Annotated in this window: 24 protein-coding genes; 10 read left to right on the top strand and 14 right to left on the bottom strand. The window is 69.6% G+C overall.

The features are described 5' to 3' along the window. Positions 1–85 precede the first annotated feature (85 nt). The 3 genes from DWB77_RS35555 to DWB77_RS35545 all read right to left on the bottom strand — a co-directional run bounded on the left by DWB77_RS35555 (position 86) and on the right by DWB77_RS35545 (position 2,863). Positions 86–976, bottom strand: a complete 891-nt coding sequence (locus DWB77_RS35555; protein WP_120726683.1) for an RNA polymerase sigma-70 factor — start codon at positions 974–976, stop codon at positions 86–88. Further along, positions 973–2,070, bottom strand: a complete 1,098-nt coding sequence (locus DWB77_RS35550; protein WP_120726681.1) for an NAD(P)/FAD-dependent oxidoreductase — start codon at positions 2,068–2,070, stop codon at positions 973–975. Before DWB77_RS35550 ends, DWB77_RS35555 begins: the two co-directional genes overlap by 4 nt. 268 nt (positions 2,071–2,338) lie before the next feature. Beyond that, positions 2,339–2,863, bottom strand: a complete 525-nt coding sequence (locus DWB77_RS35545) for an AAA family ATPase (protein WP_120726679.1) — start codon at positions 2,861–2,863, stop codon at positions 2,339–2,341. Positions 2,864–3,156: 293 nt separating this feature from the next. Between DWB77_RS35545 and DWB77_RS35540 the strand changes: the two genes are divergently transcribed. Further along, positions 3,157–4,095: a hypothetical protein gene (locus DWB77_RS35540; RefSeq protein WP_120726677.1), complete on the top strand. Its 939-nt coding sequence runs from the start codon at positions 3,157–3,159 to the stop codon at positions 4,093–4,095. Between the two features lie 38 nt (positions 4,096–4,133). Here the strand turns inward: DWB77_RS35540 and DWB77_RS35535 are convergent, their stop codons facing one another. Next, the gene (locus DWB77_RS35535; protein ID WP_120726675.1) at positions 4,134–4,691 is read right to left on the bottom strand and encodes a quercetin 2,3-dioxygenase; all 558 of its coding nucleotides are present in this window, start codon (positions 4,689–4,691) and stop codon (positions 4,134–4,136) included. 211 nt (positions 4,692–4,902) lie between these two features. Between DWB77_RS35535 and DWB77_RS35530 the strand changes: the two genes are divergently transcribed. Continuing rightward, positions 4,903–5,382: a MarR family winged helix-turn-helix transcriptional regulator gene (locus DWB77_RS35530; RefSeq protein WP_120726673.1), complete on the top strand. Its 480-nt coding sequence runs from the start codon at positions 4,903–4,905 to the stop codon at positions 5,380–5,382. Between the two features lie 149 nt (positions 5,383–5,531). Here DWB77_RS35530 and DWB77_RS35525 read toward each other — a convergent pair whose 3' ends face one another. Then, complete coding sequence (locus DWB77_RS35525) at positions 5,532–6,176, bottom strand: hypothetical protein (RefSeq protein ID WP_162952684.1); 645 nt, start codon at positions 6,174–6,176, stop codon at positions 5,532–5,534. A 508-nt stretch (positions 6,177–6,684) separates the two neighbouring features. Between DWB77_RS35525 and DWB77_RS35520 the strand changes: the two genes are divergently transcribed. Beyond that, complete coding sequence (locus DWB77_RS35520; protein ID WP_120726670.1) at positions 6,685–7,428, top strand: dienelactone hydrolase family protein; 744 nt, start codon at positions 6,685–6,687, stop codon at positions 7,426–7,428. A 159-nt stretch (positions 7,429–7,587) separates the two neighbouring features. Here the strand turns inward: DWB77_RS35520 and DWB77_RS35515 are convergent, their stop codons facing one another. After that, the gene (locus DWB77_RS35515) at positions 7,588–8,223 is read right to left on the bottom strand and encodes a hypothetical protein (protein WP_120726668.1); all 636 of its coding nucleotides are present in this window, start codon (positions 8,221–8,223) and stop codon (positions 7,588–7,590) included. 187 nt (positions 8,224–8,410) lie between these two features. Between DWB77_RS35515 and DWB77_RS35510 the strand changes: the two genes are divergently transcribed. Continuing rightward, positions 8,411–9,079 (top strand): HAD family hydrolase, encoded by a 669-nt coding sequence (locus tag DWB77_RS35510; protein ID WP_120726666.1) that lies wholly within the window; start codon positions 8,411–8,413, stop codon positions 9,077–9,079. 84 nt (positions 9,080–9,163) lie between these two features. On the opposite strand, the gene DWB77_RS35505 is transcribed toward DWB77_RS35510, so the two are convergent. Next, positions 9,164–9,556, bottom strand: coding sequence for a RidA family protein (locus DWB77_RS35505; RefSeq protein ID WP_120726664.1), 393 nt, complete (start codon positions 9,554–9,556; stop codon positions 9,164–9,166). A gap of 72 nt (positions 9,557–9,628) precedes the next feature. Here DWB77_RS35505 and DWB77_RS35500 point away from each other — a divergent pair, with 72 nt between their 5' ends. Continuing rightward, positions 9,629–10,537, top strand: a complete 909-nt coding sequence (locus tag DWB77_RS35500; protein WP_120726662.1) for a LysR family transcriptional regulator — start codon at positions 9,629–9,631, stop codon at positions 10,535–10,537. Between the two features lie 100 nt (positions 10,538–10,637). Here the strand turns inward: DWB77_RS35500 and DWB77_RS35495 are convergent, their stop codons facing one another. From DWB77_RS35495 to DWB77_RS35465, 7 genes are all read right to left on the bottom strand, one after another. After that, positions 10,638–11,267, bottom strand: a complete 630-nt coding sequence (locus DWB77_RS35495) for a ScbR family autoregulator-binding transcription factor (RefSeq protein ID WP_162952683.1) — start codon at positions 11,265–11,267, stop codon at positions 10,638–10,640. A gap of 253 nt (positions 11,268–11,520) precedes the next feature. Beyond that, positions 11,521–12,267 (bottom strand): class I SAM-dependent methyltransferase, encoded by a 747-nt coding sequence (locus DWB77_RS35490; protein WP_120726658.1) that lies wholly within the window; start codon positions 12,265–12,267, stop codon positions 11,521–11,523. 244 nt (positions 12,268–12,511) lie between these two features. Continuing rightward, positions 12,512–13,528 (bottom strand): aldo/keto reductase, encoded by a 1,017-nt coding sequence (locus tag DWB77_RS35485; RefSeq protein ID WP_120726656.1) that lies wholly within the window; start codon positions 13,526–13,528, stop codon positions 12,512–12,514. Between the two features lie 256 nt (positions 13,529–13,784). After that, on the bottom strand, positions 13,785–15,500 hold the full coding sequence (gene cmlS / locus DWB77_RS35480) for a chloramphenicol-biosynthetic FADH2-dependent halogenase CmlS (protein ID WP_120726654.1): 1,716 nt from the start codon (positions 15,498–15,500) through the stop codon (positions 13,785–13,787). Between the two features lie 121 nt (positions 15,501–15,621). Then, positions 15,622–17,052: an ANL family adenylate-forming protein gene (locus DWB77_RS35475; protein ID WP_120726652.1), complete on the bottom strand. Its 1,431-nt coding sequence runs from the start codon at positions 17,050–17,052 to the stop codon at positions 15,622–15,624. Continuing rightward, entirely contained in the window at positions 17,053–17,742 is a 690-nt protein-coding gene (locus tag DWB77_RS35470) for an SDR family NAD(P)-dependent oxidoreductase (protein ID WP_246033750.1), read from the bottom strand. A gap of 26 nt (positions 17,743–17,768) precedes the next feature. Next, positions 17,769–18,074 carry a hypothetical protein gene (locus DWB77_RS35465; RefSeq protein WP_120726648.1) on the bottom strand — a complete coding sequence of 102 codons (306 nt, stop codon included), beginning with the start codon at positions 18,072–18,074 and terminating at the stop codon, positions 17,769–17,771. 304 nt (positions 18,075–18,378) lie between these two features. On the opposite strand from DWB77_RS35465, the gene DWB77_RS35460 reads away from it, so the two are divergent. Genes DWB77_RS35460 through DWB77_RS39075 form a run of 5 tightly spaced genes read left to right on the top strand, consistent with a single transcriptional unit; the run spans position 18,379 to position 25,053 of the window. Continuing rightward, the gene (locus DWB77_RS35460; RefSeq protein WP_120726646.1) at positions 18,379–19,407 is read left to right on the top strand and encodes an AurF N-oxygenase family protein; all 1,029 of its coding nucleotides are present in this window, start codon (positions 18,379–18,381) and stop codon (positions 19,405–19,407) included. Then, on the top strand, positions 19,404–20,594 hold the full coding sequence (locus DWB77_RS35455; RefSeq protein WP_120726644.1) for a hypothetical protein: 1,191 nt from the start codon (positions 19,404–19,406) through the stop codon (positions 20,592–20,594). The genes DWB77_RS35460 and DWB77_RS35455 overlap by 4 nt, the downstream gene beginning before the upstream one ends. Beyond that, positions 20,569–23,436 carry an AMP-binding protein gene (locus DWB77_RS35450; protein ID WP_246033749.1) on the top strand — a complete coding sequence of 956 codons (2,868 nt, stop codon included), beginning with the start codon at positions 20,569–20,571 and terminating at the stop codon, positions 23,434–23,436. The genes DWB77_RS35455 and DWB77_RS35450 overlap by 26 nt, the downstream gene beginning before the upstream one ends. A 22-nt stretch (positions 23,437–23,458) precedes the next feature. Next, complete coding sequence (locus DWB77_RS39080) at positions 23,459–24,283, top strand: hypothetical protein (RefSeq protein WP_246033748.1); 825 nt, start codon at positions 23,459–23,461, stop codon at positions 24,281–24,283. Further along, positions 24,268–25,053, top strand: coding sequence for an MBL fold metallo-hydrolase (locus DWB77_RS39075; protein WP_246033747.1), 786 nt, complete (start codon positions 24,268–24,270; stop codon positions 25,051–25,053). The genes DWB77_RS39080 and DWB77_RS39075 overlap by 16 nt, the downstream gene beginning before the upstream one ends. The last annotated feature ends 10 nt before the right edge of the window (positions 25,054–25,063 follow it).

The following is a 25,063-nucleotide window of genomic DNA, read 5'->3' as shown; positions in this document are numbered from 1 at the left end:
GTGTCAACAGTGCGGTGCAACCGCGCGGCCAAGGGGGATCCGCCGGTACGGCGAGTCGCACAACCCCCTTGACTACACGTGGAGTTCAGTACTTGACCGCGGTGAGCTTCTCCGGGTTGCGCACGCAGTAGAGATGGGTCACCGCGCCGTCGCGGACCTCGATCGAGGTGAGCTGATCGAGTACGCCGTCGACGAGGACGGCGACGGAGTGCATTCCGTTGTACGTACCGAGCCGGATGTCGAGTTCGCCCATGCGGGCACCCTTCGCCAATAGGCCGAGGAGCAGCCTGGCCACCTTGTCGGGCCCGGTCACGGGACGCAGCGCCGTGCTCACCAGCCCACCACCGTCCCCGAGGAACACCACATCGGGGGCGAGCACATCCATGAGGCCCTGGACGTCGCCGGTGGCGGCCGCCAACAGGAGCCGCTCGGCAACCGGCCCTGCCTGGGCCGGAGTTGCCACCACCGCATGCCGTTTCGCTCGCACACTGGCGCGCGCTCGCTGGTTCAACTGGCGTACTGCCGCCTCGGACTTGCCCACCGCCGCGGCAATCTCCGGGTACTCGAAGGCGAACACCTCCCGCAACACGAACACCGCACGCTGGGTGGGGGTGAGGGCCTCCAACAACAACAGCATCGCGGTGGTGACGGCCTCCCCGGTGAGTACGTGGACGATGCCGTCGGGTGCTTCGCCCACGGCATCGGTCGCCAGCGGCTCGGGCAGCCACGGACCCACGTACTGCTCACGGCGCCGAGTGGCCGACCGCAGTACGCCGAGCGCCTGGCGGGTGACGATCTTCGCGAGATAGGCCCGCGCGTTCTCCACCGAGGTGTGACTCACCGACCGCCACCGCAGATAGCTGTCCTGGACCACGTCCTCCGCGTCGGCCACCGAGCCGAGGATCTCGTAGGCGATCGAGAACAGCAGGGCTCGATGTGCGGTGAACTCGCCCTCCGGGTCCGGCCGTTGGCTCACTTCGGCCCCGCCAGCCAGGCGTAGATCGCGGTGCGGGCACCGAACTTCGCGTAACGACAGATCCGTTCCTTGCCGACCGCCGCGGTGCGTCCCGCGAAGTAGAGCCGCCGCACGCTGTCGTTGCGGCGGCCGACCTGAAGCAGCCCGTCGCGCCGGCCCAGGCTCACTCCCTGTCCGGTGTACCCCATGGAGTACGGCTGCGGCTTCCGGCCTTCGATCATCCGCGCCAGGGTATCCGCCGCGTGTGCGCCTTGGGGCAGGGCCGTCGCGCAGGCTGGCCGTGCGCCGGGAACGGCCGCACAGTCACCGACGACGAAGATGCGCGGATCGCTCACGCTGCGCAGATACGCGTCCACGACGGCGCGCCCGTCGCCATCCACCTCCAGCCCACTGCGGGCGGCCAGGTCGGGGACGCCGGTGATGATCGCCCAGAGCGTGAGGTGGGACGTGACGTGCCGACCGGAGTCGAGGCGTACCGCGTCACCGCCCGCCTCGCCCGCGCCGGGGTCGACCCGCGTGACGGAGTCCTCCACGACCTCGACGTCCAGTCGCTGAAGGCCGGTGAGCACACGCCCGCGCGCCCCAGCCGAAAGGCTCTCGCCGATCGTCGGCGCCACGAGCCGCACCCGCAGATCGGGGCGGCCGTAGGCGACTTCGGCCGCCGTTTCGATGCCCGTCAGGCCGCCACCGATGACGGTGACCGTCCGACCGGCGGGCAGCGCGGCCAGTGCGACCCGGGCCCGTTCCGCGCCTTCCCAGGTCCCCACCGGGACGGTCCCGGCCAGTGGGGCGGCCGTGCTGCCCACCGCCAGGAACAGGTAGTCGTAGCCCAGACGCGACCCGTCGCCGAGCGCCACCTCCCCGTCGCTGATCTTGTCAACGGTGTCCAGCCGCGTTGCGACACCGTCGTGCAGCATCGACGCCAGCGGGGTCGCCGCGGCGCCGGTCCCGGCGATCTGCTCGTGCAACCGCACCCGCTCGACGAAGTCCGGACGGGGATTGACCACGGTGATCTCCGCCGCCTTCACTTTCTTGGCCAGACGATTCGCCGCGATCGTCCCCGCGTAGCCCGCGCCTACTACTACGACCTTCATGCGTGCCCCCTCTTCTTGGAATCAGCCGCCGGGATCAGCCGCCGGGATCAGCCGCTGGATCGGGGCTGCTGGATCGGCTGCTTGAACCACCTCAGACACGGGATGCGGCCCGACTCGCGTCTGTGACGGGCGGCGGGAGTGATGCGCGTCACGGTGTGTCCGCTGGAGGCCGAGGGGGTGGGCGTGGTCATCCCCGCGGTCGCGGCCGTCGCCGACGGTGGCGGGGCGGGGCGGGGTGGGCGAGGGCGGCGCAGGGCGTGGGCGGCTCTCAGCTCTTGACTGCCTCCGCGATGTGTTGGGCGGTCTGCTCGGGTGTGAGGTGCGTGGTGTCGACGACCTCGGCCTCCTGATGCAGCCATGTACGGGCCGCCTCGGCGTACGGCTCCACGTATTGGAGACGGAACGGGGAGTTGGGGCCCGTGACGGTGTCGCCCGCGATGCGGCGGAGAAGGGTCTCCTGGTCGGCGTGGAGGACGAAGTGCCGTACCGGAATGCCGTGTTGGGCCAGGCCCGTACTGATCTCGCGCCAGTACGGTTCGACCAGGACGGTCATGGGGATCACGAGGGTGCCGCCGGTGTAGTCCAGTACGTGACGCGCGGTCTCCACCACGAGGGGTCGCCACGGCGGCCAGTGCTGGAAGTTGTTCGTCCTGGGCAGCCCCGGGGTGATGTCCATGAGCGTCTCGCCGACCTTCTCGGCGTCGAACACCCGTGAATCCGGGAGGAGTTCCTGCACGAGCGTGCTGGTCGTCGTTTTGCCTGCACCGTGCGTGCCATTGAGCCATACGATCATGGGGCGCAACGCTAGCGCTTCGGCAAACCGACGGAATCGTCGGCGGCCACGACGATCCCGGTGAATCGCTGCTGGACACCGATCGGCCGGCCGAAGGCGGTCACCACCACATCGATGTCGCCTGACCAGCCCTCGTCCCGCCCGAGCCCAAACGCACCGACCCAGTCAACGGGTGGCCGAGCCTGCGGGGGCGGATACTGGGGGCGAGCGCCGTCGGTCTGTGTGTGCAATGGCGGCCGGCGAGTGCGATGAGTCATCCTCCGATATCTCAGAGCCACCTCCGGAGGCTCTCCATGAAGACATGGACCACCGCGACCGGAACGGGTGTTGCCGTCCTCCTCACGCTTGCGGGATGCGCCCAACCCACGGACGCGTCACCTGCCACGTCCTCGCACGCGATCGGACCGCAGACGGCCGGCGCCGGCACACCCCGCCCACCGGCGAAAACTCCCCCGACGCCGACAGAGCCGACGGGGCTGGCAGGACTGGCAGGACTGGCAGGACTGGCAGGGTTCAGGACGCAAGCCGCCCCCGCCATCGGAAGCACGGCACCGGCTCCCGCCACCGTCGTCGAGGACTTCTACGCAGCGATCAACGCCCGCGACTACCGGCGGGCCTGGGCCCTGGGAGGCGATCACCTCGGCCAGAGTTACGACTCCTTTACGGGCGGCTTCGCCGAAACCGCCTTCGACAGGGTGAGCATCGACGCGGTGAGCGGGAGCACGGTCAGCATCCGGCTCCACACGGTCAAGGCTGATGGAAGCACCGCCGACTACGCAGGTACGTACACGGTGAAGAACGGGACGATCACACACGGCTCGCTCCACCAGGTGGCCGCCGCCCCCGGCACCCGCCCTCCCGCGCCCGCCCCGCCCGCACTCAATCCTGCCGTGAGCCAGTCCACTGTTCGATCCACGATCTGTGTACGCGGCTGGGCGGCGAAGGCACGGCCACCGGTCGGCCGGACCGAGGAGATCAAGAAGCGGCAACTCGCGGCCTCCCTCGCGGCGGACAAGAACCCCGCCCACTACGAGGAGGACCACATCGTTCCCCTGGAGCTCGGTGGCGCCCCTCTGGACCCGGCCAATCTGCGCCCCGTACCGCTCGCTCAGGCCCACGCCGACGACCGGCTGGAGGACTCTCTCCACCGTGCCGTGTGCGCGAGCACCATGACACTGGCGGCGGCGCAGGCCCAGATCACACAGGCCAAATCAGGAGAGGGCACCCCCTAGCCGGTCCGGTTCCTCCCCTTCCTCCCCTCCCTGCCCCATCACCCCGTCTTCCACTGGTGGTCCCGCAGGAAGCGCACGTCGTACTGCTGGGGGACGGTGGCGAACTTCTCGGGAGCGGGGACGAACGCATCGCGCGGGAGACCGTGTTGGTCGGTGGGGGCGCCGAGGGTTTCGAAGAAGCGTTCAAAGGTGCCGCCCGGGCCCGCGGCTACGCCTACGACCTGGCTGTGGTGGCGCTCCATGCGGTAGGCGTGCGGGCAGTTCTTGGGGACGAAGCCGAAGTCGCCGGGGGTGAGGAGCTTTTCCTGCTGGTTGCCGTGGAGGTCCTCGACGAAGAGACGGACGGCGCCGGCGGTGACGTAGAAGACCTCATACGTGTCGGCGTGCACATGGGCCGGGATGAGGTTGCCCTTGGGGCCTTCGACGGTGAAGAAGTTGAAAGCGTTCTCGGTCTGCTCACCGCCCGCGTAGATGGTGATGAGGTCGCCGAACAGGTGGGCGCGGTCTCCGTCGCCCTTTTCGATGAAGTAGGGCGTGCCCGCCTCGGCGGGGATGTGTGAGGCCCGCCGGTGGGCGGTGGCGTACTCGATCGTCATGGTCGCTCCGATTCCGAACCTAGATTGTCAGGTAGCCTGACACGTAGGTTCGGTCGTAGGCAAGCCGCAGGCCCGCAGGCCTCGCACTGGGCCGCTCGGTGGCGGGCGGGCCGCAGTCCCGCAGGCCTACGCCGGGCCACTCGGTGATGAGCAAGCCGCGGGCCCGCAGGTCTTACGCTGGGCCGCTGGATCTCTTCGTCGTGAGGAACGCATGCACGTCACCGGCCGCAGCCTCCCCCAGCTGCTCACCGAGGCCCGCCGCTGGTTCGAGGAGGCTCTGCTGGCGAGCCTCGAAGAGGCCGAGGTCGCGCCCGTTTCGCCCACCCAGGTCCAGCTCTTCGCGGTGCTGGACCTGGAAGGCACCACGGTGTCGGAGCTGGCGAGGCGGACCGGCGTCACCCGGCAGACCGCACACCAGGCCGTGCACGGCCTGGTGGCCGCCGGGCTCCTGGAACAGACGCCCGACCCCGCCTCCGGACGGCAGCGGCTGATCCGACGCACCCCCCAGGGGGAGCGCGCCCACCGCCAGGCCGGCGTCGTTCTCGAGCGTTTGGAGGACGAACTCGCCGAACGCATCGGCCGACCCGCCGTCGACGCGTTGCGCACCGCCCTGGAGATGCCCTGGGGCGCGCCACCGGTGCTTCCATCGCCCCCCGGCGAAGGGCTGCCGCCGACGCGAACCCCGGGCTGAGCGCGGAGCTTTCGCGGACGAACTGGGACAGGAGTACGTCCCAGTGACCCGAACCGCCGGGGCGGCCGCGGGGCGGGGACACTCCCCCCGGCGGCCGCCCCGGCCCAGCCCTGCGACCGGCCCAGCCCTGCGACCCGCCCGGCCGGCGCCTATCGCATCGCGGCGTCGGCCAGCACCGCGTCAATCTCGCGCGTCATGGCCGGATCAAGCGACTCGCTGACGCCGAGGAGGAAGGCCGACTGCTCGGCGCCCTGCGCGACGATGGTCAGCCGTATCCGGCCCGCTCGCCCACCGTCGTCGCGCGCACTCAGCGACACGGTGTAGGCGGGGTGGCCGCTCACCGTGGTGCGCCGGGACTCCTCCACCGTCGACGTGCCGTCCGGGTAGAAGAACTCCGCGTTGGACCGCGCCGCCGTCTCCGTCCGTCGCCGCAGCGTGGACTCCTCGACCGCGCCGCCCCGCCCGGCGAGCACCGCGGCTCCCCCGTGGCCGTCGGGCCCCGACGTGGTGATCGACGACGTGAAGGCCTTGATCAAGTCCTTGCCGTCACTGCGCTTCCACCCCTGCGGTACGGCGTACGAGAGGCCGGCCGCGCTGTCCGTCACGCGAGGCCGCCCGGCGAGCGGGGAGTTGTCGTCGTCCCGGGTCAGCCACCAGATGGCCCCAGCGAGCAGAGCCACCAGCAAAACACCGACGGCACCCGCGATCCAGGCCCGTCGGGCGCGCCCTGGACCCGCCGGGAGCGGGGGCGTCGACGGCAGGGGCGGCGGGCAGACGGCGGATGGCGTTGTCATGACCCCAGCTTCCGTCGCCCGGCAAGGCCCGGACCTGGGCGCGCGTACTCAGTTCGGGGGTGCAGGTACTCATTCGTACTCAGGCCGTCCCGTTGAGGCGAGACTCGGCGGGCCTGGTCGTCGCGCGCGGCCCAGCCGAAGGCGGGGGCGGGAGTGGCTCAGCTTCTGTCGTCGGCGCGAGGGGGGGGCGGCCGAGCCGGAGGCCGTGAAACAGCGCCGGACAATGCACCCCCGGGCCTACCGGCGACCGGGTGGTCCGCCACCCGGGCTCGTCAACTGCCCTGCGGACAAGGCGCGTTGATCCTGCACCCGTCCGGTGCATTAGGGTGGGCGGATGACTACCGGGACGGCATCGCGCCACACACGGACGGTTGACCCGGTGCTCCGCTGAGCGCCGTTCGGGCCGTCGCGCGCCTGCTGTCGGACAGAGGATGCCGCGTTGGCGCGCGGGCTCCGCCTCCGTCGTGTTGATCACAGGCCCGACCCATCAACCACGACTGGAGAACTCATGCACACCGAGACGCTGCGCATTCCCACGGCGGACGGCCAGGCCGACGCCTTCGCCGCCCACCCCGACCACGCCGGGCCGCACCCGGGGGTGTTGATGTACCCGGACGGCTTCGGCATCCGGCCCGTCATACAGGCGCTGGCTCGCGAACTGGCCGGGCACGGCTACTACGTACTCGTTCCCCATGTCTTCTACCGGCACGGCCCGTCACCGGTGATCGACCTGCCCGAGTACATCGGCGAGGAGACCCGTCCGGCGGTCTTCGCCCAGCTGATGCCGCTGATCCAGGCGCATACCGCCGAGCGTGTCCTGCGCGACGCCGACGCCTACCTCGACTTCCTCACCGCCCGGCCCGAGGTCGGCGCCGGACCCGTCGCGGTGACCGGCTACTGCATCGGCGGTCTCCTGGCGCTGCGCACCGCCGCGGCCCACCCCGGCCGGGTGGCCGCCGTCGCCGGGTTCCACGGCCCCGTGGGCGCCGACCGGGAAGACCGGGACCGCCTCATCTCCAAGCTCAGCGCCCCGGTCCATCTCGGCCACGCCGCAAGCGACATGACGCCCGAAGCCCTGGACGAGCTCAACCGGGCCCTGGACGCCGCGGGTGTCGACCACACCTCCGAGATCTACCCCGGCACCACCCACGGCTTCACCATGTCCGACACCGACGCCTACGATCCCGCCGCGCTACGACTCCACTGGGACCGTCTGCTCCCCCTCCTCGACCGCACTCTGCACCGCAAGTAGGCCTACGGCCCGAAAGAGCGCGGGGCCGGCCGCCGACGGTCCGCTTCGGCGGCGGTCGGTTGGCCGACTGGCTGGTCCGCCGGCTGGCCGGGCGGCACCACGGCAAGGCAATTGGGCCGGGCCGTCATCCCGGCTCGGTGATCGTTCGGCGGACGGACTTCAGGGCCGGCGGCGCTGACCGGCGTAGAGGATGCTCGCGCCCGTGACGAGGAACAGGCCCGCGGAGATGGGCAGGCTCACCGTGCCGACACCGCGGTCGGCCGTCTCCTGCACCCACGGGTCGAGCAGACCGAGCGGGTCCTTGAAGACGGTCACGTGCTGGCCCTGCTCGAACTGGCCGTGGCAGTTCTGCCGTTCGCCGAGTTCGTACCGGGTCCCTGAGGTGTCGATGACCGTACAGACGTCGAGTTCGGTGCCCTTGCCGTTGACTTCCTGGCCGGTGTCGAGGACGACGGCGTCGGCCGGTGTGCCCAGTCTCTTGGCCCAGACCTCGTAGAGGGTGGGTCCCGCGAACAGCGGCAGGGCAAGCCCGGTGGCGCACGCCAGGGTGGCGACCCCGGCGCGGTGCCAGCTGCTCCCGACCACGATGGCGGTCGCCGCGACGACGATCAGCACCACGATGACTCCCACCCAGAGCCCGTACGGATACTGGGTCAGGAAGCCGGCGAGGGTGCCCACCACGGGTATGCCCACCGCCCATCCGAGCGTGGTGAGCGTGCGGCGGCGCCGTGCGATGTTGCTGCCGCCGGTGGGCTGGGGCTGATGCGTCGGGCTTGTTGCGGCGGTGTCGTTCATCGAACCCTGTTCGCGGTAGTGGTGGTCGGCCCTCGGTGAGGGAGGGAGCGGACGGCCGCCCGCCCCCGGTCGCCGTCGGATCGTAGACCACCGCTCCCGTGCCGCGACGCGGCGCCTGCCAGGGCGTACGGACCCTTCGGCGGCTCCCGCCGTTCCATTCCCGACGGCCCGATGGCATGATCACGACGTGACCAGCGAACCCACACACCCGAGCTCCCCCCGGTACGTCCTCTTCGATGTCGACGGGACACTGATCGACGCGGTCGCCAACCAGAGGCGCGTCTGGGAGAGGTGGGCCGCGGGGTACGGACTCGATGCCGACGCCGTCCATCAGGTGGCGCTGCGGACGCGGCCCATGGAGACGTTTTCGGTGGTGGCCCCCGATCGGGACCCGCACGAATGCCTGGCCGTGCTCCATGAGCTGGAGGACGAGGACGTCCGGTCGGGTGTGTACGCCGCCTTCGACGGCGCGTCGCAGTTGCTGGCCGGTCTGCCTCCGGGGCGCTGGGCGTTGGTGACCTCGAACTATGAGCACCGGGTACGCGGCAGGTTCGCACGGACCGGGCTGCCGGTTCCGGATGTGGTCGTGGATGCCGCGTCCGTCGACGAGGGCAAGCCGTCACCGCTTCCCTATTTGCTGGCCGCGGCGCGTCTGGGTGCCGAACCGAAGGACTGCCTCGTCATTGAGGACGCACCATCGGGGGTCGAGTCCGGTCTTCGGGCCGGCATGACGGTGTGGGGCGTCAACGCCCCGACCCCCGTCGAGGGTGTGCACCGGCACTTCGGGAGCCTGCGCGAGGCGGTCGCCGACATCCTGGCGTTCGCGGCGGAGCCGTGCCGGGCTTCCCAGGTCTGAGCGACCCGGGTCGGCGGACGCGCACTCCTGTCCGGCCGATCGGGTGCGACCTCGCCGGCCGTTCGCGGTCCGCCGCGCAGGCGCCTACGCGGAGGCGGCCCGCCGCGCGTACACCTCGATCTCGATTTTCATCCGGGGGTCGGCGAGGCCGCACATGAGCATCGTGGCCGCCGGCCTGACCTCACCGAAGCAGCGGCGCAGCACCGGCCAGCAGGGCTCGAAGTCCGCGCGGTCGGGCAGCAGATAGCGCACCCGTACCACGTCGGCGAAGGTGCACTCCGCTTCGGCCAGGGCGGCCCGGATGTTGCGCAGGCACTGCTCGGCCTGTTCCACCACATCGTCGGAGATGGTCATGGTGGTGTAGTCGAAGCCGGTCGTCCCGGACACATGAACCCAGTCGCCGTCGACCACGGCGCGGGCATAGCCGATCTGCTCCTCAAAGGTCGAGCCGCTGAGGATCGCACGTCGCTCTGTCATGCGCCGAACGCTAGGTGACCTGCGTGGATACGTCTAATACGTTCTGGAGCACGACCTGATATCTCTAGGCGTATGGAGCGACCCGAACTTCCCCTCGCCCAACTGCATGCGTTTGTCGTGCTGGCCGAGGAACTCCACTTCGGCCGCGCCGCCGCCCGACTCGGCACGGCGCAACCGCCGTTGAGCCAGCAGATCCGCCGCCTGGAGGACAAGGTGGGGCACGCTCTGTTCCGCCGCGAACCGAGCGGTGTCACCCTCACCCCGGTCGGTCGTGAACTGTTGCCCGCCGCGCTGCGGGCGCTGACCGGCCTCGCCGACGGCCTGGCCATGGCGCGGGCCGTCGGCGACGGCCAGGCGGGCCGGCTGCGCATCGGCTTCGCCGCCTCCCTCGCCCTGACCGTCCTGCCCGATCTGCTGCGCACCTTCCGGCAGCAGTTCCCCGGCGCGCGCCTGGACCTCCACGAGATGACCACCGCGCCCCAACTCGCGGCCCTGCGGGGCGAAACCATCGATGTCGGCCTCCTGCGTGAACCCCCCACCGAGGACCCGGAGATCAGCTTCAGGACCGTAGTGGACGAACCCTTCGTCGCCGTCCTGCCGGCGGCGCATCCGCTGGCGGCCCAACGGAGCGTAGAGTTGCCCCAGTTGTCGGACTCGCCCTTCGTGCTGATGCCCCGCGAAGTCGGCCCCGGGTTCTACGACCGGATCACCGGCTTGTGCACGGCGGCAGGTTTTACGCCTCTGATTGCCCAGTACGCGGTGGAGTGGCAGACGGTGTGTGCGCTCGTGGAAGCCGGACTGGGGGTTTCGGTGGCCCCGGCCGGCATCCGACGCATCCGGCTCCGAGGGGTCGCGTTCCGTCGGCTCGGTCCCGGTACTGCTCGCACGCGAGTCGCCGTCGCCTGGCGGACCCACCACGCCCACCCGTTGGTCGCGTCTGTCCTGTCGACCTTGGCCCAACAGCCCTCCGACAGGCGCTAGTTGTGCGTGAGCGTGGGGCCTGTCGCGGGCCGAAGCCGAACCAACCGGACGTCATGCTCCCCCGCCGGCGTCCAGCAATCCTCGGCCGCCTCCCGGGCCCTCAGCCGTCCTCGGATCCGGTCCCTGAAGCTACGAGCCCTTCCAGTACCGACTCGTGCGCGAGGCGGGGCAGCAGTAACTCCCAGAAGCGCGTCAGGGTCGTAGGGGACAGCCACCCCGGGTCCTGGCCGCCCAGCGCCTCGAAGCCGGCCAGCGTGGCGGACACCACCAGTGTCGCGTCGCGCGCCGACACCTTGGGCGCCAGCGCGCCCTCGCGGCCCGCCTGCGCGAAGCTCTCCTCCACCCAGTGATGCCAGCGTTCGTGCAGGTCCTCGCCCGAGTCCCTCGACGCGGGGTTGCTGCCCAGGCCGAATCCCGCCCGCAGCACCACGTCGCCCCGCAGCCCCTTGACCAGGGCGTGACTGGCGTCGATCAGTGTCTGTAGCGTGCTGTCGGCCGACCGCCGCTCGCTCGCGGTGATCCGTCCCAGCCGCTGCGCCGCGGCCTCGCGCACCGCACCGGCCAGCGCCGTCTTGCTGGCGAAGTGGAAGTGCAGCGCTCCGTTGCTCACCCCCGCCCGGGAACTGATCGTGGCGAGCGACGCGGTCTCGAAGCCGTCGCGGTCGAACTGTTCGGCGGCGGACTCGATCAACGCGTTGCGCGTACGTAACGCGCGCTCCTGTCGGGCCATGAGGCGCTCCATTGCTGCGGGGGTGCCGTCCGCAGGGAACGGCGGGCCGTTGTCCTGCTCGGGCACGGGCAGAACCCCCCACATGATGCCGCCGGTCGACCGCCTCATCACGACCCGGGGTGGGGTTCTGTCCGGGGCGGAGCCTCTGCCCCTCCACCCGGCGGCCTACGCATGCTCGGCGCCTCGATCCCCTCCGCGTCCGCCGGGTGCGGATCGTCTCCGAGGCCGTGCGGCTCCTGGAGCGTACGGTCGATCAGGCGCGGCAACGCAACATGGTCAGCGGCGGGTTGCCGTAGAAGTCGTCCCAGAACTCCCGGCCGTACTTCTCGATGCCTGCCGGTGAGATCTCCAGCGGCACCCACTCGATGCCGGTGAAGCCCGCGGCGGTCAGGGAGCTCTCCAGCGTTTCCCGGCTCGGCGGGATCGCGGTGAAGGAGACGGGGTGATCGCCGAGGAGCGCGGTGATCTTCGAGGGGATGCCGATGGGAGAGGTCTCACCGGTGGCCTCGCAGCGGAAGCCGTACTTGTCCAGCGGCGGCCCGTCGAACCGGTACGACGGGTTCATGGTGAACACGAAGAACTCGGCCCCTTCGGCGAGGTTCGCGCGCACGACGCGGCACAGCTTCTCCACGGTGGCGACGTCTTCGGCGTAGTTGAACAGCTGTACAGCCACGCCGACGTCGAACGTCCCCACCTGGCCCATGCCGACGACGTCGCCGACCGCGTAACGCACGCCCAGCGGAGTGACCTCTTCGAGCTTCTCGCCGACCGCGATCATCTCGCCGGAGACGTCGATACAGAACACGTCGGACGCGCCGCGCCGCTTCAACTCGCGGGCGTAGAACCCGGTTCCGCCCCCCAGGTCGATGACGGACTTGCCCGTGACGTCCCCAACCATCGCCAGGAATCCGGGTACTTCGCCGTACTGGATGAGGGGCAGGGTCTTGAAGCCCTCGAACGCCTCACCGATCTGGTCGTACTGCTGCCGCGCATCGGACATGGGATGCTCCCCCGTGGTGGTGCGAGTGTGGTGGATGCCGCCCCGGAGAAACACAACTGCCGCGGGGCGACGTTGTGTTCGGCAGTCTCTACGAGTCCGGGTCGCACCCCGTATTGGCGTAAGACACAAAGATCCGGCCGTCGGACCGGATTGCCGCACGAGGGAAGCGCCGGGCGACGAGCCGGACTGCGCGTCGGCCCCACGGGTCCGATCGGGGGTGGAGTGCTTTACCGGCGGTAGTGCCTTACAGGCGGTCCATCATCAGCATCTGCTCCTCCGTGTGGTGGTCGCCCGCGGCGGGTGGAAGGGCGTCCAGGCGGGCGAGTTGCCCGGGGTTCAGCCGGATCTCGGCGGCGGCCGTGTTCTCCTCGATGCGGGCGGCCCGTCGGCTGCCGGGAATCGGCACGATGTCGTCCCCCTGGGCGAGCAGCCAGGCCAGGGCCACCTGGGCCGGGGTGGCCGCGGCTTCGGTGGCGACGGCCTCGATCTCGTCGGCGATGCGCAGGTTCCTCGGCAGGTTCTCCGCGGTGAAGCGGGGGTTGTCCACCCGGAGGTCCCCAGCGTCGAAGTGCCCGGCCGAGCGGACGGTGCCGGTGAGGAAGCCGTGACCGAGCGGCGAGTACGCGACGAACCCGATGCCGAGTTCCCGAAGAACGGGCAGTACGGCCTCTTCCGGGTCGCGGGTCCACAGGGAGTACTCGGACTGGACTGCCGTGATCGGGTGGACGGCGTGTGCGCGGCGGATCGTGGCGGGGCCCGCTTCGGAGAGGCCCAGGTGACCGATCTTGCCCTCGGTGACGAGGTCGGCCAGGGCGCCCACGGTCTCCTCGATGGGGGTGCCGGGGTCGACGCGGTGCTGATAGCACAGGTCGATGTGGTCCACGCCGAGGCGGCGCAGCGAACCCTCCACGGCGGTGCGGACGTTCGCCGGGCTGCTGTCGAGGCATCCCGGCCCGCCGCCCGCGTGGGACACGAGTCCGAACTTCGTGGCGAGCACCACTTGGTGGCGACGGCCGCGGATCGCCCGGCCGACGAGCCGTTCGTTGGTGTAGGGCCCGTAGATCTCGGCGGTGTCGATGAACGTCACACCGAGGTCGAGGGCATGGTGCAGGGCGCGGACGGATGCGGCGTCGTCCGAGCCGGAACCCGTGTAGCCGAAGGACATGCCCATCGTCCCGAGACCGATCCGGGAGACTTCGAGCTCCCGCAGTTTCGTGTGCCGCGTCGGATGGGTGTGTTCCTTCGGACGCACATGGCTCATCGGACCGTCTCCTTCGGGGCGCGAGGGGTGTGGCGGGCGTAGGGGGCGTGAAGGGTGTGGGGCGCCGCCGGGCCCCGGCCCCGTCCGCTCCCGCGAGGTGGGGGGGGGAGGAGCGGAGGGGCGGTGGCCCGGCGGCGTGCAGGGGTGGTCGGTCCTCGGGGCGGACCCGCATCGGGTCTCGTGGGCCTCATGCCGGGCCCCCCGCATTGGGCCTCAAGGGCCTCGCATCGGGTGGGGTGCGAGGCCGACGCCGGTGTCAGACCTCGTACTCGACGCCGACGCCTCCGAAGTGGAGCCGGCCCTGGACGTAGACCTTGTCGCCCTGCTTGTCGTAGCCGGTGAGGAGGCCCGACTCCATCAGGCGCAGGACGATCTGGGTGCTCAACTCCTGTTTGCCGACGGCGCCGAGACGCTTGACGAGCGCCTTGTAGCCGAACTCTTCCTCGGCGAGGTCCTGGAAGATCTGCCGGGTCGCGTCGTCCATCGGGTACTGGGCCATGTCGAGCCCGTCCCCGTTGGCCAGGATTTCCCGCTGTTCCAGCCGGAGGCCGATCGGTTCCACGCGGTAGTGCGGCTTCAACACGGCCTTGCCGCCGGTCCATTGGAAGCGGCTGATGCTGTTCAGTCGCTTGGTGAGGTCGCTGATCCAGCGGATCCGGGCCGCGTTCAGCTCGGCCTCGCTGAAGTCGTCACTGAGTTCGGGGCGCTGGTGGCGGCCGATGGCGATCATCGTGGACGCCCGGTCCCGGAAGGACTCCACGGTGCCGCCGGAGTCCTTGGGACCGTTGCCCACCAGGCTCTCGAACCACTTCTTGCGGGTCAGTCGATCGTCGTCGGATTCGGTGATGCGGCGCTTGCGCCAGAACTCGGAGTCGGGCTCGGTGAAGGAGGCGAAGGTGTAGAAGGAGGCGAGGAACTGGTGGTATTGCTCATAGGCCTCGCGGTAGGTGCGGTTGTACCAGGCGTGCACCGCGTCCTTCTCGTCCCCGTGGTGCGTGATGCGGTCGATGGCCGCGGCGGCCGAGACGGCCGACTGCGAGGCCAGGTGCACGCCCTGCGAGAACAGCGGGTCGGTGAAGCAGGCCGCGTCGCCGCAGAGGAAGAAGCGATCGGCGGAGAACAGGGAGGTGTCGTAGGACCAGTCCTGCACGATGCGGACCTCGTCGGCCTGTTCCGCGTCCCCGAGGATGTCCATGGCTTTGGCGCACTTGGCGAGGGTTTCCGTGTAGAAGTCGTCGGCGCCCCGCTCGCGTACCTCGGCGGCCTTCGAGCGGTCGACGACCAGCCCGACGCTGTACAGGTCGTCCTTCACGGGGATCATCCAGACCCAGCCGTCCTCGAACGTGATCGAGTACGTGGTGCCCTTCAGGTCCCCCTGGAAGGGGTCCTCCATCCGGAAGTACGACCAGACGGCGAAGTTCCGGTAGAACTCGTCGTATTGGCGCAGGCCGAGCTTGCGGGCGAGGGGGCTTCCGGAGCCGGCCGCGTCGATGACGAAGTCGCTCTCGACGGTGACGCTCTCCCCTCCCTGACGTACCGTCAGGACCACCCGGTCCGGGTCGGACAGGTCCACATCGGTCACGGGGGTCTCCTCGTGGACGGCTATCCCGCGGCTTCGGGCCTCGTCGAGGAGGAGCTGGTCGAACTCGCCGCGTTTGACCTGGACCGCGTGGTCGAAGACCCAGGGCGCGACCTTGGGAGCCGCGAAGGAGAAGGTCCAGGGGGCCTGGTCCTGGCCCCAAAGGAACGTTGCCGACGGCTTCTTGACGTAGTTCTGCGCATCGATCTTCTCCTGGAGACCCAGGCGGTTGAGGATCGACATCGTGCCGGGCAGCAGGGACTCGCCGACGCGGTAGCGGGGAAAGGCGCTCCGCTCGTACACGGTGACGTCGTGGCCGAGCTTGTGCAGGGTGAGGCCCGCGACACTACCGGCCGGCCCTCCGCCGATGATCGCCACCTTCGATCGTGCCATCACATACTCCTTGGGACGGGGACGGACTGGGGGGACTCCGCGCCGGTGCGGCGGGGAGGACAGGGGGAACGGGGTGGGGCCGGACGGGGCCGGCGCACCCGGGCGGGCGGGAGAAGGGCCTTCACTTCTCGTCGGCACCCGGCCGGGACCGCAGCTTCTTCATGCGGTCCGACATCGCGATCGTGTCGACCAAGTTGATCTTCGAAGGCACCTTGAACGACTCGATCCGACCGGCGAGGAACTCCATCACGTGCTGTCGCAGGGCAGCGCGGGTGATCTCGCCCGTGGGTTTGATGTCCACGCACACGGACTGGCCGGTGATCGCGTTCGGCTTCCCGTAAACGACGCAGTCCTCGACGAGGGGGCTGCCCAGGAGAACCGATTCGAGTTCCAGGGGCAGGAGTTTCTCCCCGCCGACGTTGATGATCTCCTTGGCCCGGCCCTTGATCCGCAGGTAGCCGTCGGCGGCCTCCTCCACGAGGTCCCCGGTCCTGAACCAGCGGTCCTCGGTCAGCGAGTCGTCGTCGTAGTTCAGATAGCCGAGGAACTGGGTGCGGCTCCTGAGCTGGAGTTCGCCGTCGACGATGCGGTACTCGACGCCGGCGTCGGAGATCTTGAAGTAGGTGCTGCTCGACGATTGGCTCGTGGTGGTCGCGATACCGGTCTCGCTCGTGCCGAAGGTCTGGAGCAGCCGCACTCCGGGGAAGGTCCGGTGGACTCGTTGGAGCAGTTCCTCGGACATGGGCTCGGTGCCGTAGGTGATCAGGCGCAAGCTGCTGAGGTCGTACGTCCGGTGGTAGTCACCGACCATGATCAGGTTCAGGTAGGTCGGACTCGTGGGCAGGACGAGGATGCGGTGGCGTTCGATCAGCGCGCAGATCTCGTCCGGGGTGCGGTGCCGGGGAAGGACCGCCGTGCCTCCGACGAGCAGGGTGCTGAGCAGCGAGTTGATGCCGCCGATGTGGTCGAACATCAACACCATCAGGATGTTGAGGGCGTTCGGCCGGCGGCGCGGTCGTTTTTCGAGCTTCTCGCCGACCAGGACGTCGAGACTGTGCAGGATGACCTTCGGCGCGCCGGTGCTTCCGCTGCTGAGCAGGACCAGTCCTGCGGCGTCCGGGTCGCCGAGCCGACCGTGAACGGGCCGTTGCCCGTCGGGGGCGTCCGGGCCGGTCGGGTCGAGCGAACCGGCAGGGGCGGCCGTGTCCGCCGCGTCGAGGTCCTGGATCTCGATACCGTGCTCGGTCGTCCTGACCAGATGGCCCGGCCGACAGTGCTCGACCACCGTGTCGAGCGTCGTGTCGGTGAGGGTCACCACCGGCACGACGACGTTCCGGTCGAGGAAGAGCGCGAACAGGGTCGCCACCGAGTCCAGCGAGTAGTCGCCGTGGACCACCACTGCCTCGCGCGGCTTCACTCCGTGGAGCGCCAGTAGTTGTCTCGTGTCGCGGATCCGCTTCATCAGCTCCGCGTAGGTGACCGTGACCCCGCGGTCGAAAAGCGCCGTCCGCGTGCCGAAGTCCTCGAACCTTCGTACCAGTTCGTCGCGCATTCAGTGCACACCCCCAAGAAAGAGCGTTTCGCCTGTGATGAACTCCGATTGCCGACCGATCAGGAACTCCACCGGGCCGACGATGTCGTCCGTGGTGCACTGACGGGATATCGCCTGGCGTGCGATCAGGGTGTCGATCTTGGACCGAGGGACGCTTCTCGTCAGTACGGTATGGACGGGCGGAAGACCGATCCCATTCACCCTGATATCGAATGTGGACAACTCCTTGCTCATGACGCGGACGAGTTGTTCGACAGCGCTCTTGCTGGCCGAGTAGGCGAGCTGCCCTTCGATGGCCCAGGGCACCGCGACGGTGGAGACATTCAGGATCGCGGAGCTCTTTTCCGTCGACTTCCGCAGCAGTTTGACCGCTTCGCGGCAGCAGTTCAGAACGGCGAAGAAATTGATGTCGAATATCTTCCGCGACACCTCTTCGGGGGTCGTCATGAAGTGGTTCATCGACGAGGTCCCGGCATTGTTCACCAGTGCGTCGAGCTTTCCGTACTCCTGGCGGACGCTGCGGAACATCTTTTTGGTCTGACCGAGGTCCGCCAGGTCCACCTCGTGGTGGCGGTAGCGCGGGTGGTCGATGGTCGCGTGCCGTCTGCTGCACCCCACGACATCGTGCCCGGCCTCCAGGAAGTACTCCGCGAGGGCCTTGCCGATGCCGGTCCTGGTGCCTGTGATCATGAGGATCATGAGGGCGGTGGCCTGCGCTAACCGCGTACGCCGACGAGTTGGAGCTCTTCCTCGATGAAGCCGATCAGCCGGCGGACGCTGCTGAACGGGCTCACCCGGCGGGACACCGCCTTCTCGGACGTGAGCGAGACCTCGGCGCCGAACTCGTCCTCGATGTTCTCCTCGACCAGCGAGAGGAACGCCACCAGGTACATCGATTCGAAGACACCGGAATCACCGTAGAGACACAGGTCGAGCACATGGTCGGTCGGAATCTTCTCCTCACGCGTCAGATTGATTTCGTCGAGAGCCGCCACGACGACGTTCTGGATTCGCTCCGTCATTTTCAGATCTCCGTCCGGCACACACGACAGAACAGTGGACGTCGGCAGCCGAGTTGAGCTCCGGGCCGACATCTCGATTTTTATGTCATACGCTCCTGGCCCACACAAGGCTGTTCAGTCCGCGCGGATCGGAGGGGTGAATGAAACATCCGTGCCTCAGGGTGTTCAACTGTCCGGTCCCTTCAGTTGCACAGGGCGGTGTTCTGCACACCCTTGCGGGCGGCGATCAACAGTCACAGACTTCGAAAACGCCGGACCCGGAAAGGGCCGAGCCCGTTGGGGGAAGAAAAGGAAGGGGTGGGCCATGCGTGACCACACGGACGAGAAATCCGGTGCGGCCGGGCACGTCGAGTACGACGACGGACACGTCCGCATCGGTGGACTGCCGGCATTCGACCCGGCGGACCCCGCCGAGAACGCGGTCATCGACCGGCTCGTGGGTAACTGGCACCGGCGCGCGGCCGTGAAGCGCGAGGAACCGGACGTCTACGCCCTGTTCGACCCCGCCCGACCGGACTTCCGGGAGGACATGATCCCCTTCCGGGACCACCCGATCTGGGAGCGCCTCGGCGACGAAGCCCGCTCCCGCCTGCTCAGCTGGGGATGGGTGGCCTACAACCGGAACACGGTGCTGATCGAGCAGCGCATCGCCAACCCGGCCTTCGAGTTGGTCATCGCCGGCGCGTACCCGGGCCTCGGTGGGCAGCAGTTGGAGCTCGCCGTCGCCCAGGCCATGGTGGACGAGCAGTACCACACGCTCATGCACATCAACGGCAGCGCGGTGACACGTCGGATGCGCCGGAGCGACTTCTCCGACCGGGTGCTGCCGGACTCCCACATCACCGCCATCCACCAGGAGCATCTGGATCGGTGCGAGGAGCCGTGGCAGCGCAGCCTGGTCACGCTCGGCTTCGCCACGGTCGCCGAAATCTCGATCAACGCCTATCTCGGACTCCTCGCCGACGACGAACGGATCCAGGTGGTCAACTCCACCACGGTGAAGCTGCACAACCGGGACGAGTACTGCCACGCCTCGATCTCGGGCGAGATGATGAAGCAGGTGTACGAGGCGCTTCCGGCCGACCGGCGCCGCTTCCTTCTGGAAGAGGTCGTGGCGGGCCTGGAAGCCTTCGTCGCCCCGGACTTCGCGACATGGGAGGCGATCGTCGCCTTCGAGGGCGTCCCCGGCTGGGAGAAGGCCGCCGCCGAGGTGCGCGAGGCGCAGGGCGGTACCCATCTGGTACAGGACCACTCGGGGGTCCACGGCCTGCTGGCGGAGATGGACGTACTCGACCAGGTCGAGTTCGGCTGGGGCACGACGGTGACCCGATGACCGCCGGCACCCGCAGTAAGGCCGCCCGCCCCGGTCTGCGCCCTGCCGCGGTCGCCGTGCGCGACATCTACAGCTTCCTCGCCGACCTCGGTCTGGACTGCGACGTCAACCCGTGCACGGCCTTCGTCGGCACCGTCGAACCGGGGCGGATCGAGGACCCCGCCGCGTGGCGGGAGTTCGTCGGCCGACTCGGGCTGACCCGGGCGCTCGCGGATCTGGTCGACGTGGCGGAGCAGGACGTGGTCGTCACGCTCGCACCGCAGCCGGGACCGGTGGAGGACAGCCCCGACACCCTGGCCGACCTGGTCACCGCCTATCACAACGCCCACCCGCTGCGGCTCGACGAGGTGGTGCACCTGGCGTGCTGGCCGCTCGCGAACGGCGAGTGTGTCGTCTTCGTCAAGTTCAGTCATCTCGTCGTCGACCTGACCGACGTGGTGGATCTGCTCCGGCACATCCGCGCCCACCTGCGCGGCGAGGAAGCAGCGGGCCGCATCGGGGCGCGCTACCGCCACCACGAGCGGACCGTCGAGCGCTACGCGGCCCTGCCGGCCGCCGACCCGGCCGAGGTGACCCGCATGCTCGGCGAGCTGCCCACACCGGGCCGCAAGGGTGTCCCGACGATCTCGGCGTCGGAGCAGCAGTGGCTTCCGCTCCGCGAGGGAGTCACCTTCGACGAACTGCTCAGCGCGGTCACTGCCGCCCTGCTCCCCGCCCTCGACGGCGGACTGGTCCTCCAATACCCCTTCTCCCGCTGGGAGTTCGCGACCAGGGGCGGCTACTACGTCGAGATCAAACCGCTCGTCGTGCGGGCCGGGGGCGCCGCGCGGTACACCCCCGAGTACTTCGCCGAGACCCGGGAGGCCCAGGAGTCCCTCGGCCGATTCACGATGTCCGACCTCGACGCCTTCGCGCGGGCCTTCACACGTGGCCGCATGCCTCGCGTCGTGGTCTCCGACACCACCTTCATGCGCCCGGAACCGGACCTGTGGCGGTGGGTCCCGATACGCAGCGGGCGCGTCTTCGAGGACCTCAAATTCCTCGCCGACCGGTCCTGGCCGGGGCCGCCGTTGTTGCGGATGCAGTACAAGCGCGGCTTCCTCACCCCCGAGACCGCGGCCGACGTCCTCGACCGACTCAAGCAGCGAATTGGAGCAAGTGGTGGAACTCTCGGACCTGTTGACTGACCTCTTCGGCCGCCATCGCGAGCGGATCGCGCTGCGGACCACCGGGCGGAACTGGACGTACGAGGAACTCGACCGGATGACGAGCGCGCTCGCCCACCGGATCGACCGCGAGTGCCCCCCGGGCCGGCGCGTCCTCGTGGCCGGGGAGCACACGGCGGAAGCCGTCATCTGGACCCTGGCGGTGATGCGCAGCCACGCGGTGCACACCCCACTGAACCCCGGTCTGCCCGCCGACCGCTTCGAGGAGTTCGTCCGGGTCGCGGACGCGGCGCTCCTGGTCTGCTTCAGCCGCGAGGCGCTGGTGCGTGCCGAGAAGGCCGGCATTCGCGCCCTGCACGCCGGTGACGTGGGCTGGCCCGCCGGGCCGCCGCCCACCGACGGGGTGGACGGGCAGCAGACCCGCTCGCGTGTCGCGTACTCCATCTTCACCTCGGGCTCGACAGGCCGTCCCAAGCTCGTCGACGTCGGGCACGGCGGGTTGCTCAACCTGTGCCGCTCGCTGCGCCGGCTGCTCGACATCACGCCGCAGGACCAGGTCCTGCACTTCGCGTCGCTCTCGTTCGACGCCTCCATCAGCGAGATCCTCGCCACCCTGTACGCCGGGGCGAGCCTCGTCGTCCCGGTGTGGGACCAGCCTTCGTGGCTGGGGTCCGTCTCGCGGCACCTCGCCGCCCACGGCTGTGACCTGGCCATGCTGTCGCCGTCCGTCTACGCGCGGCTCGACGAGGCGGCCCGCCGCCGCATCCGGAAGGTGGAGTTCTGCGGGGAGGCGCTGGGCGAGGGCGAGTACCGCAAGGCGGCTCTGTACAGCCGGGTGTTCAACGCCTACGGCCCGACGGAAGCCACCGTCTGTTTCTCCCTCGCCGAGCTGACGGACTTCACCTCCACCATCGGCACGCCCATCGACGGCTTCCGGGCCGTCGTCCGCGACCCCGAAACCGGTGACCACGCCACGGCGGGCACCGGCGAACTCGTCATCGTGGGCGACGGCGTGGCACTGGGCTACGCCGGCGGCAGCGCGGCCGAGAACGCGGCGTTCACCACGGTCGACGGCTCTCCGGCGTACGCCACCGGTGATGTGGTGACCCTCTTCGAAGAGGGCCGGCTCACCTACGTCGGCCGGATCGACGAGCAGATCAAGCGCCTCGGGCACCGGGTGAACCTCGCTCACGTCGAGTCCACGCTCGCCCACCATCTGGGCCGCGACGTGGCGCTCGTGCGGCAGGACACCACGATCCTGCTGCTCACGGCCGCGGGCGGCGACGCCACGGAGGAGTCGCTGATGGCCACGATCAGGGACCTGGTGCCCGTCTGGGAGGTGCCCGACCGGGTCGTGCTGGTGGACGCGCTCCCGCTGACCTCCGGCGGGAAGGTGGACCGGGGCGCGCTGAGGGAACGGCTCGCACCGCTCGCCGACGGCGTACCGGCCGGGGACGCGGCCGAACTGCGGCGGGTGCTCGACGTGGTCACCGCCGTTCTGGGCCGGGAGATCGACCCCGATACGTCGATATTCGATGCGGGCGGCAGCTCCCTCGCCATGATTCAGATCCAGGTCAAGCTCTCCGAGACGTACGGCGAAGAGGCCGTCGAGGCCGCGTTCGCCGCGATGGACTACGACTTCGCCCCGGCCACCTTCCTGCGCCGGCTGCGTGGTGAGGCCTCCCCCTCGTCCGAGTCGGGCGTCGAGGCGCTGCTGCGCCGGGTGGAGGCCGAACGGGACGCCCTGCGCGGCGAGTTGCCGCTGCTGCGCCGTGACACCCGGCACGAGCCGCCGCCCTGGCCCGGCGAGGGCGACCGGACGGTGCTCCTCACCGGGGCGTCCGGCTTCATCGGAGGACACGTCCTGGACCGGCTGCTCGCCGCCGGTCGCCCCGTCCTCGTCGTCAGCACCGGCGATCCCGACCACGTCCTGTCCGCGCACCGCGCACGCTTCGGCCGGGAGGACGCCGACTACGCCCGGGTGCGGGCCACCTCCTACGAGAAACTGGACCGGTGGGTCGAGCGGCGACGAGGACCGGTCGTCGACGCCGTGGTGCACTGCGGCTACCAGGTCAACCATCTGCTGCCGCTCGACAGCCATCTCTCCGGCAGCGTACGCAACACGGCCCTGGTCGTCCGCGCGGCCGCGGCCCTCGGAGCCCGCTCCTTCGCCTTCCTCTCCGCGGCCTCGGTCGGAGCCGACTTCGTGCCTCTGACGGCGGGAGCCCTCAACGCCGTGGGCGACCCCTACTCGCGGTCGAAGCTGATCAGCGAGGAGTACGTCAACACCCTCGCCGTCGTGGGGTGCGCCGTCTCCCACTACCGCCCCGGTCTGGTCTACGGGCACCGGCCCGAGGATCACGACTACCTCCAGGACGACTGGTTCACGGGCTTGCTCGACACCGCGCGCCGGGTGGGCACGATGCCCCGACTCAGCGGCTATGTGCCGGTCTGCGACGTCGACACCTTGACCGAGACGCTGCTCGCGGGCCTCGGCGCCGGATCGGGCACCGGCGAGAGCGCGTCCGGGGCCGCCGGCTCCCGGTCCGAGGTGGTGGTCCACCGCACGTACGCCCTCGAGGAGTTGCTGCACCACACCGGCCTCACACCGTCGGACGTCCTGGCCCCCGCGGAGTGGTTCGAGCGCGTGCGGGGCGGCGACGAAGTGCCGGCGCCGCTCCTCGCGGCGATGCAGGCGGCGCTGAGTGGGCCGGGCTGGCCCACCGCCCACCGCGAAGTGGACCACGACATCCTCGGCCGTCTCCTCGGCGCGCCCCGCGACGCCCGAGCCGGGGACGGGACCGGTGCCGCGCCCCTAGCCGAGCCCCAGAACGGCGCCGCCCGCGCGTCGTCGCCGCGCTGACATGAACGGAGCCGTCGCCGACATGCGTTACTCGTTGCGTCAGGACATCGCGGTCGAGCCGGTCATCGCCGGCTGGTACGGCTGGTCGTACCTGCTGCCCCCGCAGACCCTCGCCCGCTTCGTCCGCAACCGGTTCACCTCCATCGTCGAGAGCTATCTCGCCGACCCGCAGATCCACGCGGCGGCCGTCCGCCGGCGCCGTATGCACGGCGGCCCCTGGATCCACGCCCACGAGCACCGCGAGGCCATCGAGACCTGGTACCGGGACACCGCTTCGCAACGGGCCCGACTGGACGAACTCTTCGAGGCCATAAGGGAGTTGGAGGAGGACATCCTGCCCCGCCACCGGGGCGAGTGCCTCGATTCCGTCTACCAGGAGCTCCCGCAGCCACTGGCGGGACGGGTGGAGGTGTTCTACGGCAGGGACAACCGCACGGCCGACTACCGCTTCATCGAACCGTTGATGTACGCGTCGGAGTACTACGACGAGTCGTGGCAGCAGGTGCGTCTGCGACCCGTGGTCGAGGACGCGCGCGAGTTCGCGCTCACCACTCCCATGCTGGAGTACCACCCGGAACACCTCTTGATCGACGTCCCCCTGAACTCCCCGCTGCTCGACACGGTCTTCCGGGGCGGCCTCACGGAGTCCGAACTCGACGGTCTGGCAGGCGCGTTGGGGCTTCGAGGTGAGCGAGCCGCCCGGTTCCTCACCTACTTCGAACCCACCCCGGTACCCGCGTCGCCACCGGCCGCTCCCCGGGCGGCGACGACGTCCTCGAATACGTCGGCCACGCCTGTGTGTTCGCCCGTTACCGCGGTACGACCTTCCTGGTGGACCCGGTCCTGAGCTACGGCGGCTACCCCGGCGGCGCGGAGAACCGGTTCACCTTCGCCGATCTTCCGGAGCGGATCGACCATCTGCTGATCACCCACAACCACCAGGACCACATGCTCTTCGAGACCCTGCTGAGGATCCGGCATCGGGTCGGCAGGGTCCTGGTTCCCAAGTCGACCAACGCCACCCTGGTGGACCCGGGGCTCGGCGGCATCCTGCGCCGGCTCGGCTTCACCGACGTCGTCGAGGTCGACGATCTGGAGACGCTGTCCTGCGGCTCCGCCGAAGTCGTCGCCCTGCCTTTCCTGGGGGAACACGGCGATCTGCGGATCCGCGCCAAGACGGGCTGGCTGCTCCGGTTCGGCGAGCGCTCCCTGCTGTTCGCCGCCGACTCCACGAACATCTCGCCGACGATGTACACGAAGGTGGCCGACCTGATCGGTCCGGTCGACACCGTGTTCATCGGCATGGAGAGCATCGGAGCCGCCGCGAGCTGGATCTACGGTCCGCTCTACGGCGAACCGCTGGACCGCAGGACCGACCAGAGCCGGCGCCTGAACGGTTCCAACTTTCCTCAGGCGAGGGACATCGTCGACGCCCTCGAACCATCGGCGGTGTACGTGTACGCGATGGGCCTCGAACCCTGGATGGGCGTCGTGATGGCCATCGACTACGACGAGAGCCACCCGGCGATCGTCGACAGCGACCTCCTGGTGCGGCACGTACGGGACAAGGGCGGGACCGCCGAGCGGCTGCACCTTCGACGCACCCTGCGCCTCTGAGGCTCGGACG

It is taken from the genome of Streptomyces hundungensis (assembly GCF_003627815.1).
Classification (GTDB): domain Bacteria; phylum Actinomycetota; class Actinomycetes; order Streptomycetales; family Streptomycetaceae; genus Streptomyces; species Streptomyces hundungensis_A.
The sequence above is the reverse complement of the archived record's forward strand: the minus strand, read 5'-3'. Positions and strand labels throughout refer to the sequence as shown.

What these genes read in the sequence shown, in the direction of transcription:
- DWB77_RS35550 (WP_120726681.1), bottom strand. Translation starts at nt 2,070, where the DNA reads ATGAAGGTCGTAGTAGTAGGCGCGGGCTACGCGGGGACGATCGCGGCG.
- DWB77_RS35545 (WP_120726679.1), bottom strand. Translation starts at nt 2,863, where the DNA reads ATGATCGTATGGCTCAATGGCACGCACGGTGCAGGCAAAACGACGACC.
- DWB77_RS35540 (WP_120726677.1), top strand. Translation starts at nt 3,157, where the DNA reads ATGAAGACATGGACCACCGCGACCGGAACGGGTGTTGCCGTCCTCCTC.
- DWB77_RS35535 (WP_120726675.1), bottom strand. Translation starts at nt 4,691, where the DNA reads ATGACGATCGAGTACGCCACCGCCCACCGGCGGGCCTCACACATCCCC.
- DWB77_RS35530 (WP_120726673.1), top strand. Translation starts at nt 4,903, where the DNA reads ATGCACGTCACCGGCCGCAGCCTCCCCCAGCTGCTCACCGAGGCCCGC.
- DWB77_RS35525 (WP_162952684.1), bottom strand. Translation starts at nt 6,176, where the DNA reads ATGACAACGCCATCCGCCGTCTGCCCGCCGCCCCTGCCGTCGACGCCC.
- DWB77_RS35520 (WP_120726670.1), top strand. Translation starts at nt 6,685, where the DNA reads ATGCACACCGAGACGCTGCGCATTCCCACGGCGGACGGCCAGGCCGAC.
- DWB77_RS35515 (WP_120726668.1), bottom strand. Translation starts at nt 8,223, where the DNA reads ATGAACGACACCGCCGCAACAAGCCCGACGCATCAGCCCCAGCCCACC.
- DWB77_RS35505 (WP_120726664.1), bottom strand. Translation starts at nt 9,556, where the DNA reads ATGACAGAGCGACGTGCGATCCTCAGCGGCTCGACCTTTGAGGAGCAG.
- DWB77_RS35500 (WP_120726662.1), top strand. Translation starts at nt 9,629, where the DNA reads ATGGAGCGACCCGAACTTCCCCTCGCCCAACTGCATGCGTTTGTCGTG.
- DWB77_RS35495 (WP_162952683.1), bottom strand. Translation starts at nt 11,267, where the DNA reads ATGGCCCGACAGGAGCGCGCGTTACGTACGCGCAACGCGTTGATCGAG.
- DWB77_RS35490 (WP_120726658.1), bottom strand. Translation starts at nt 12,267, where the DNA reads ATGTCCGATGCGCGGCAGCAGTACGACCAGATCGGTGAGGCGTTCGAG.
- DWB77_RS35485 (WP_120726656.1), bottom strand. Translation starts at nt 13,528, where the DNA reads ATGAGCCATGTGCGTCCGAAGGAACACACCCATCCGACGCGGCACACG.
- cmlS (WP_120726654.1), bottom strand. Translation starts at nt 15,500, where the DNA reads ATGGCACGATCGAAGGTGGCGATCATCGGCGGAGGGCCGGCCGGTAGT.
- DWB77_RS35475 (WP_120726652.1), bottom strand. Translation starts at nt 17,052, where the DNA reads ATGCGCGACGAACTGGTACGAAGGTTCGAGGACTTCGGCACGCGGACG.
- DWB77_RS35470 (WP_246033750.1), bottom strand. Translation starts at nt 17,742, where the DNA reads ATGATCACAGGCACCAGGACCGGCATCGGCAAGGCCCTCGCGGAGTAC.
- DWB77_RS35465 (WP_120726648.1), bottom strand. Translation starts at nt 18,074, where the DNA reads ATGACGGAGCGAATCCAGAACGTCGTCGTGGCGGCTCTCGACGAAATC.
- DWB77_RS35460 (WP_120726646.1), top strand. Translation starts at nt 18,379, where the DNA reads ATGCGTGACCACACGGACGAGAAATCCGGTGCGGCCGGGCACGTCGAG.
- DWB77_RS35455 (WP_120726644.1), top strand. Translation starts at nt 19,404, where the DNA reads ATGACCGCCGGCACCCGCAGTAAGGCCGCCCGCCCCGGTCTGCGCCCT.
- DWB77_RS39080 (WP_246033748.1), top strand. Translation starts at nt 23,459, where the DNA reads ATGCGTTACTCGTTGCGTCAGGACATCGCGGTCGAGCCGGTCATCGCC.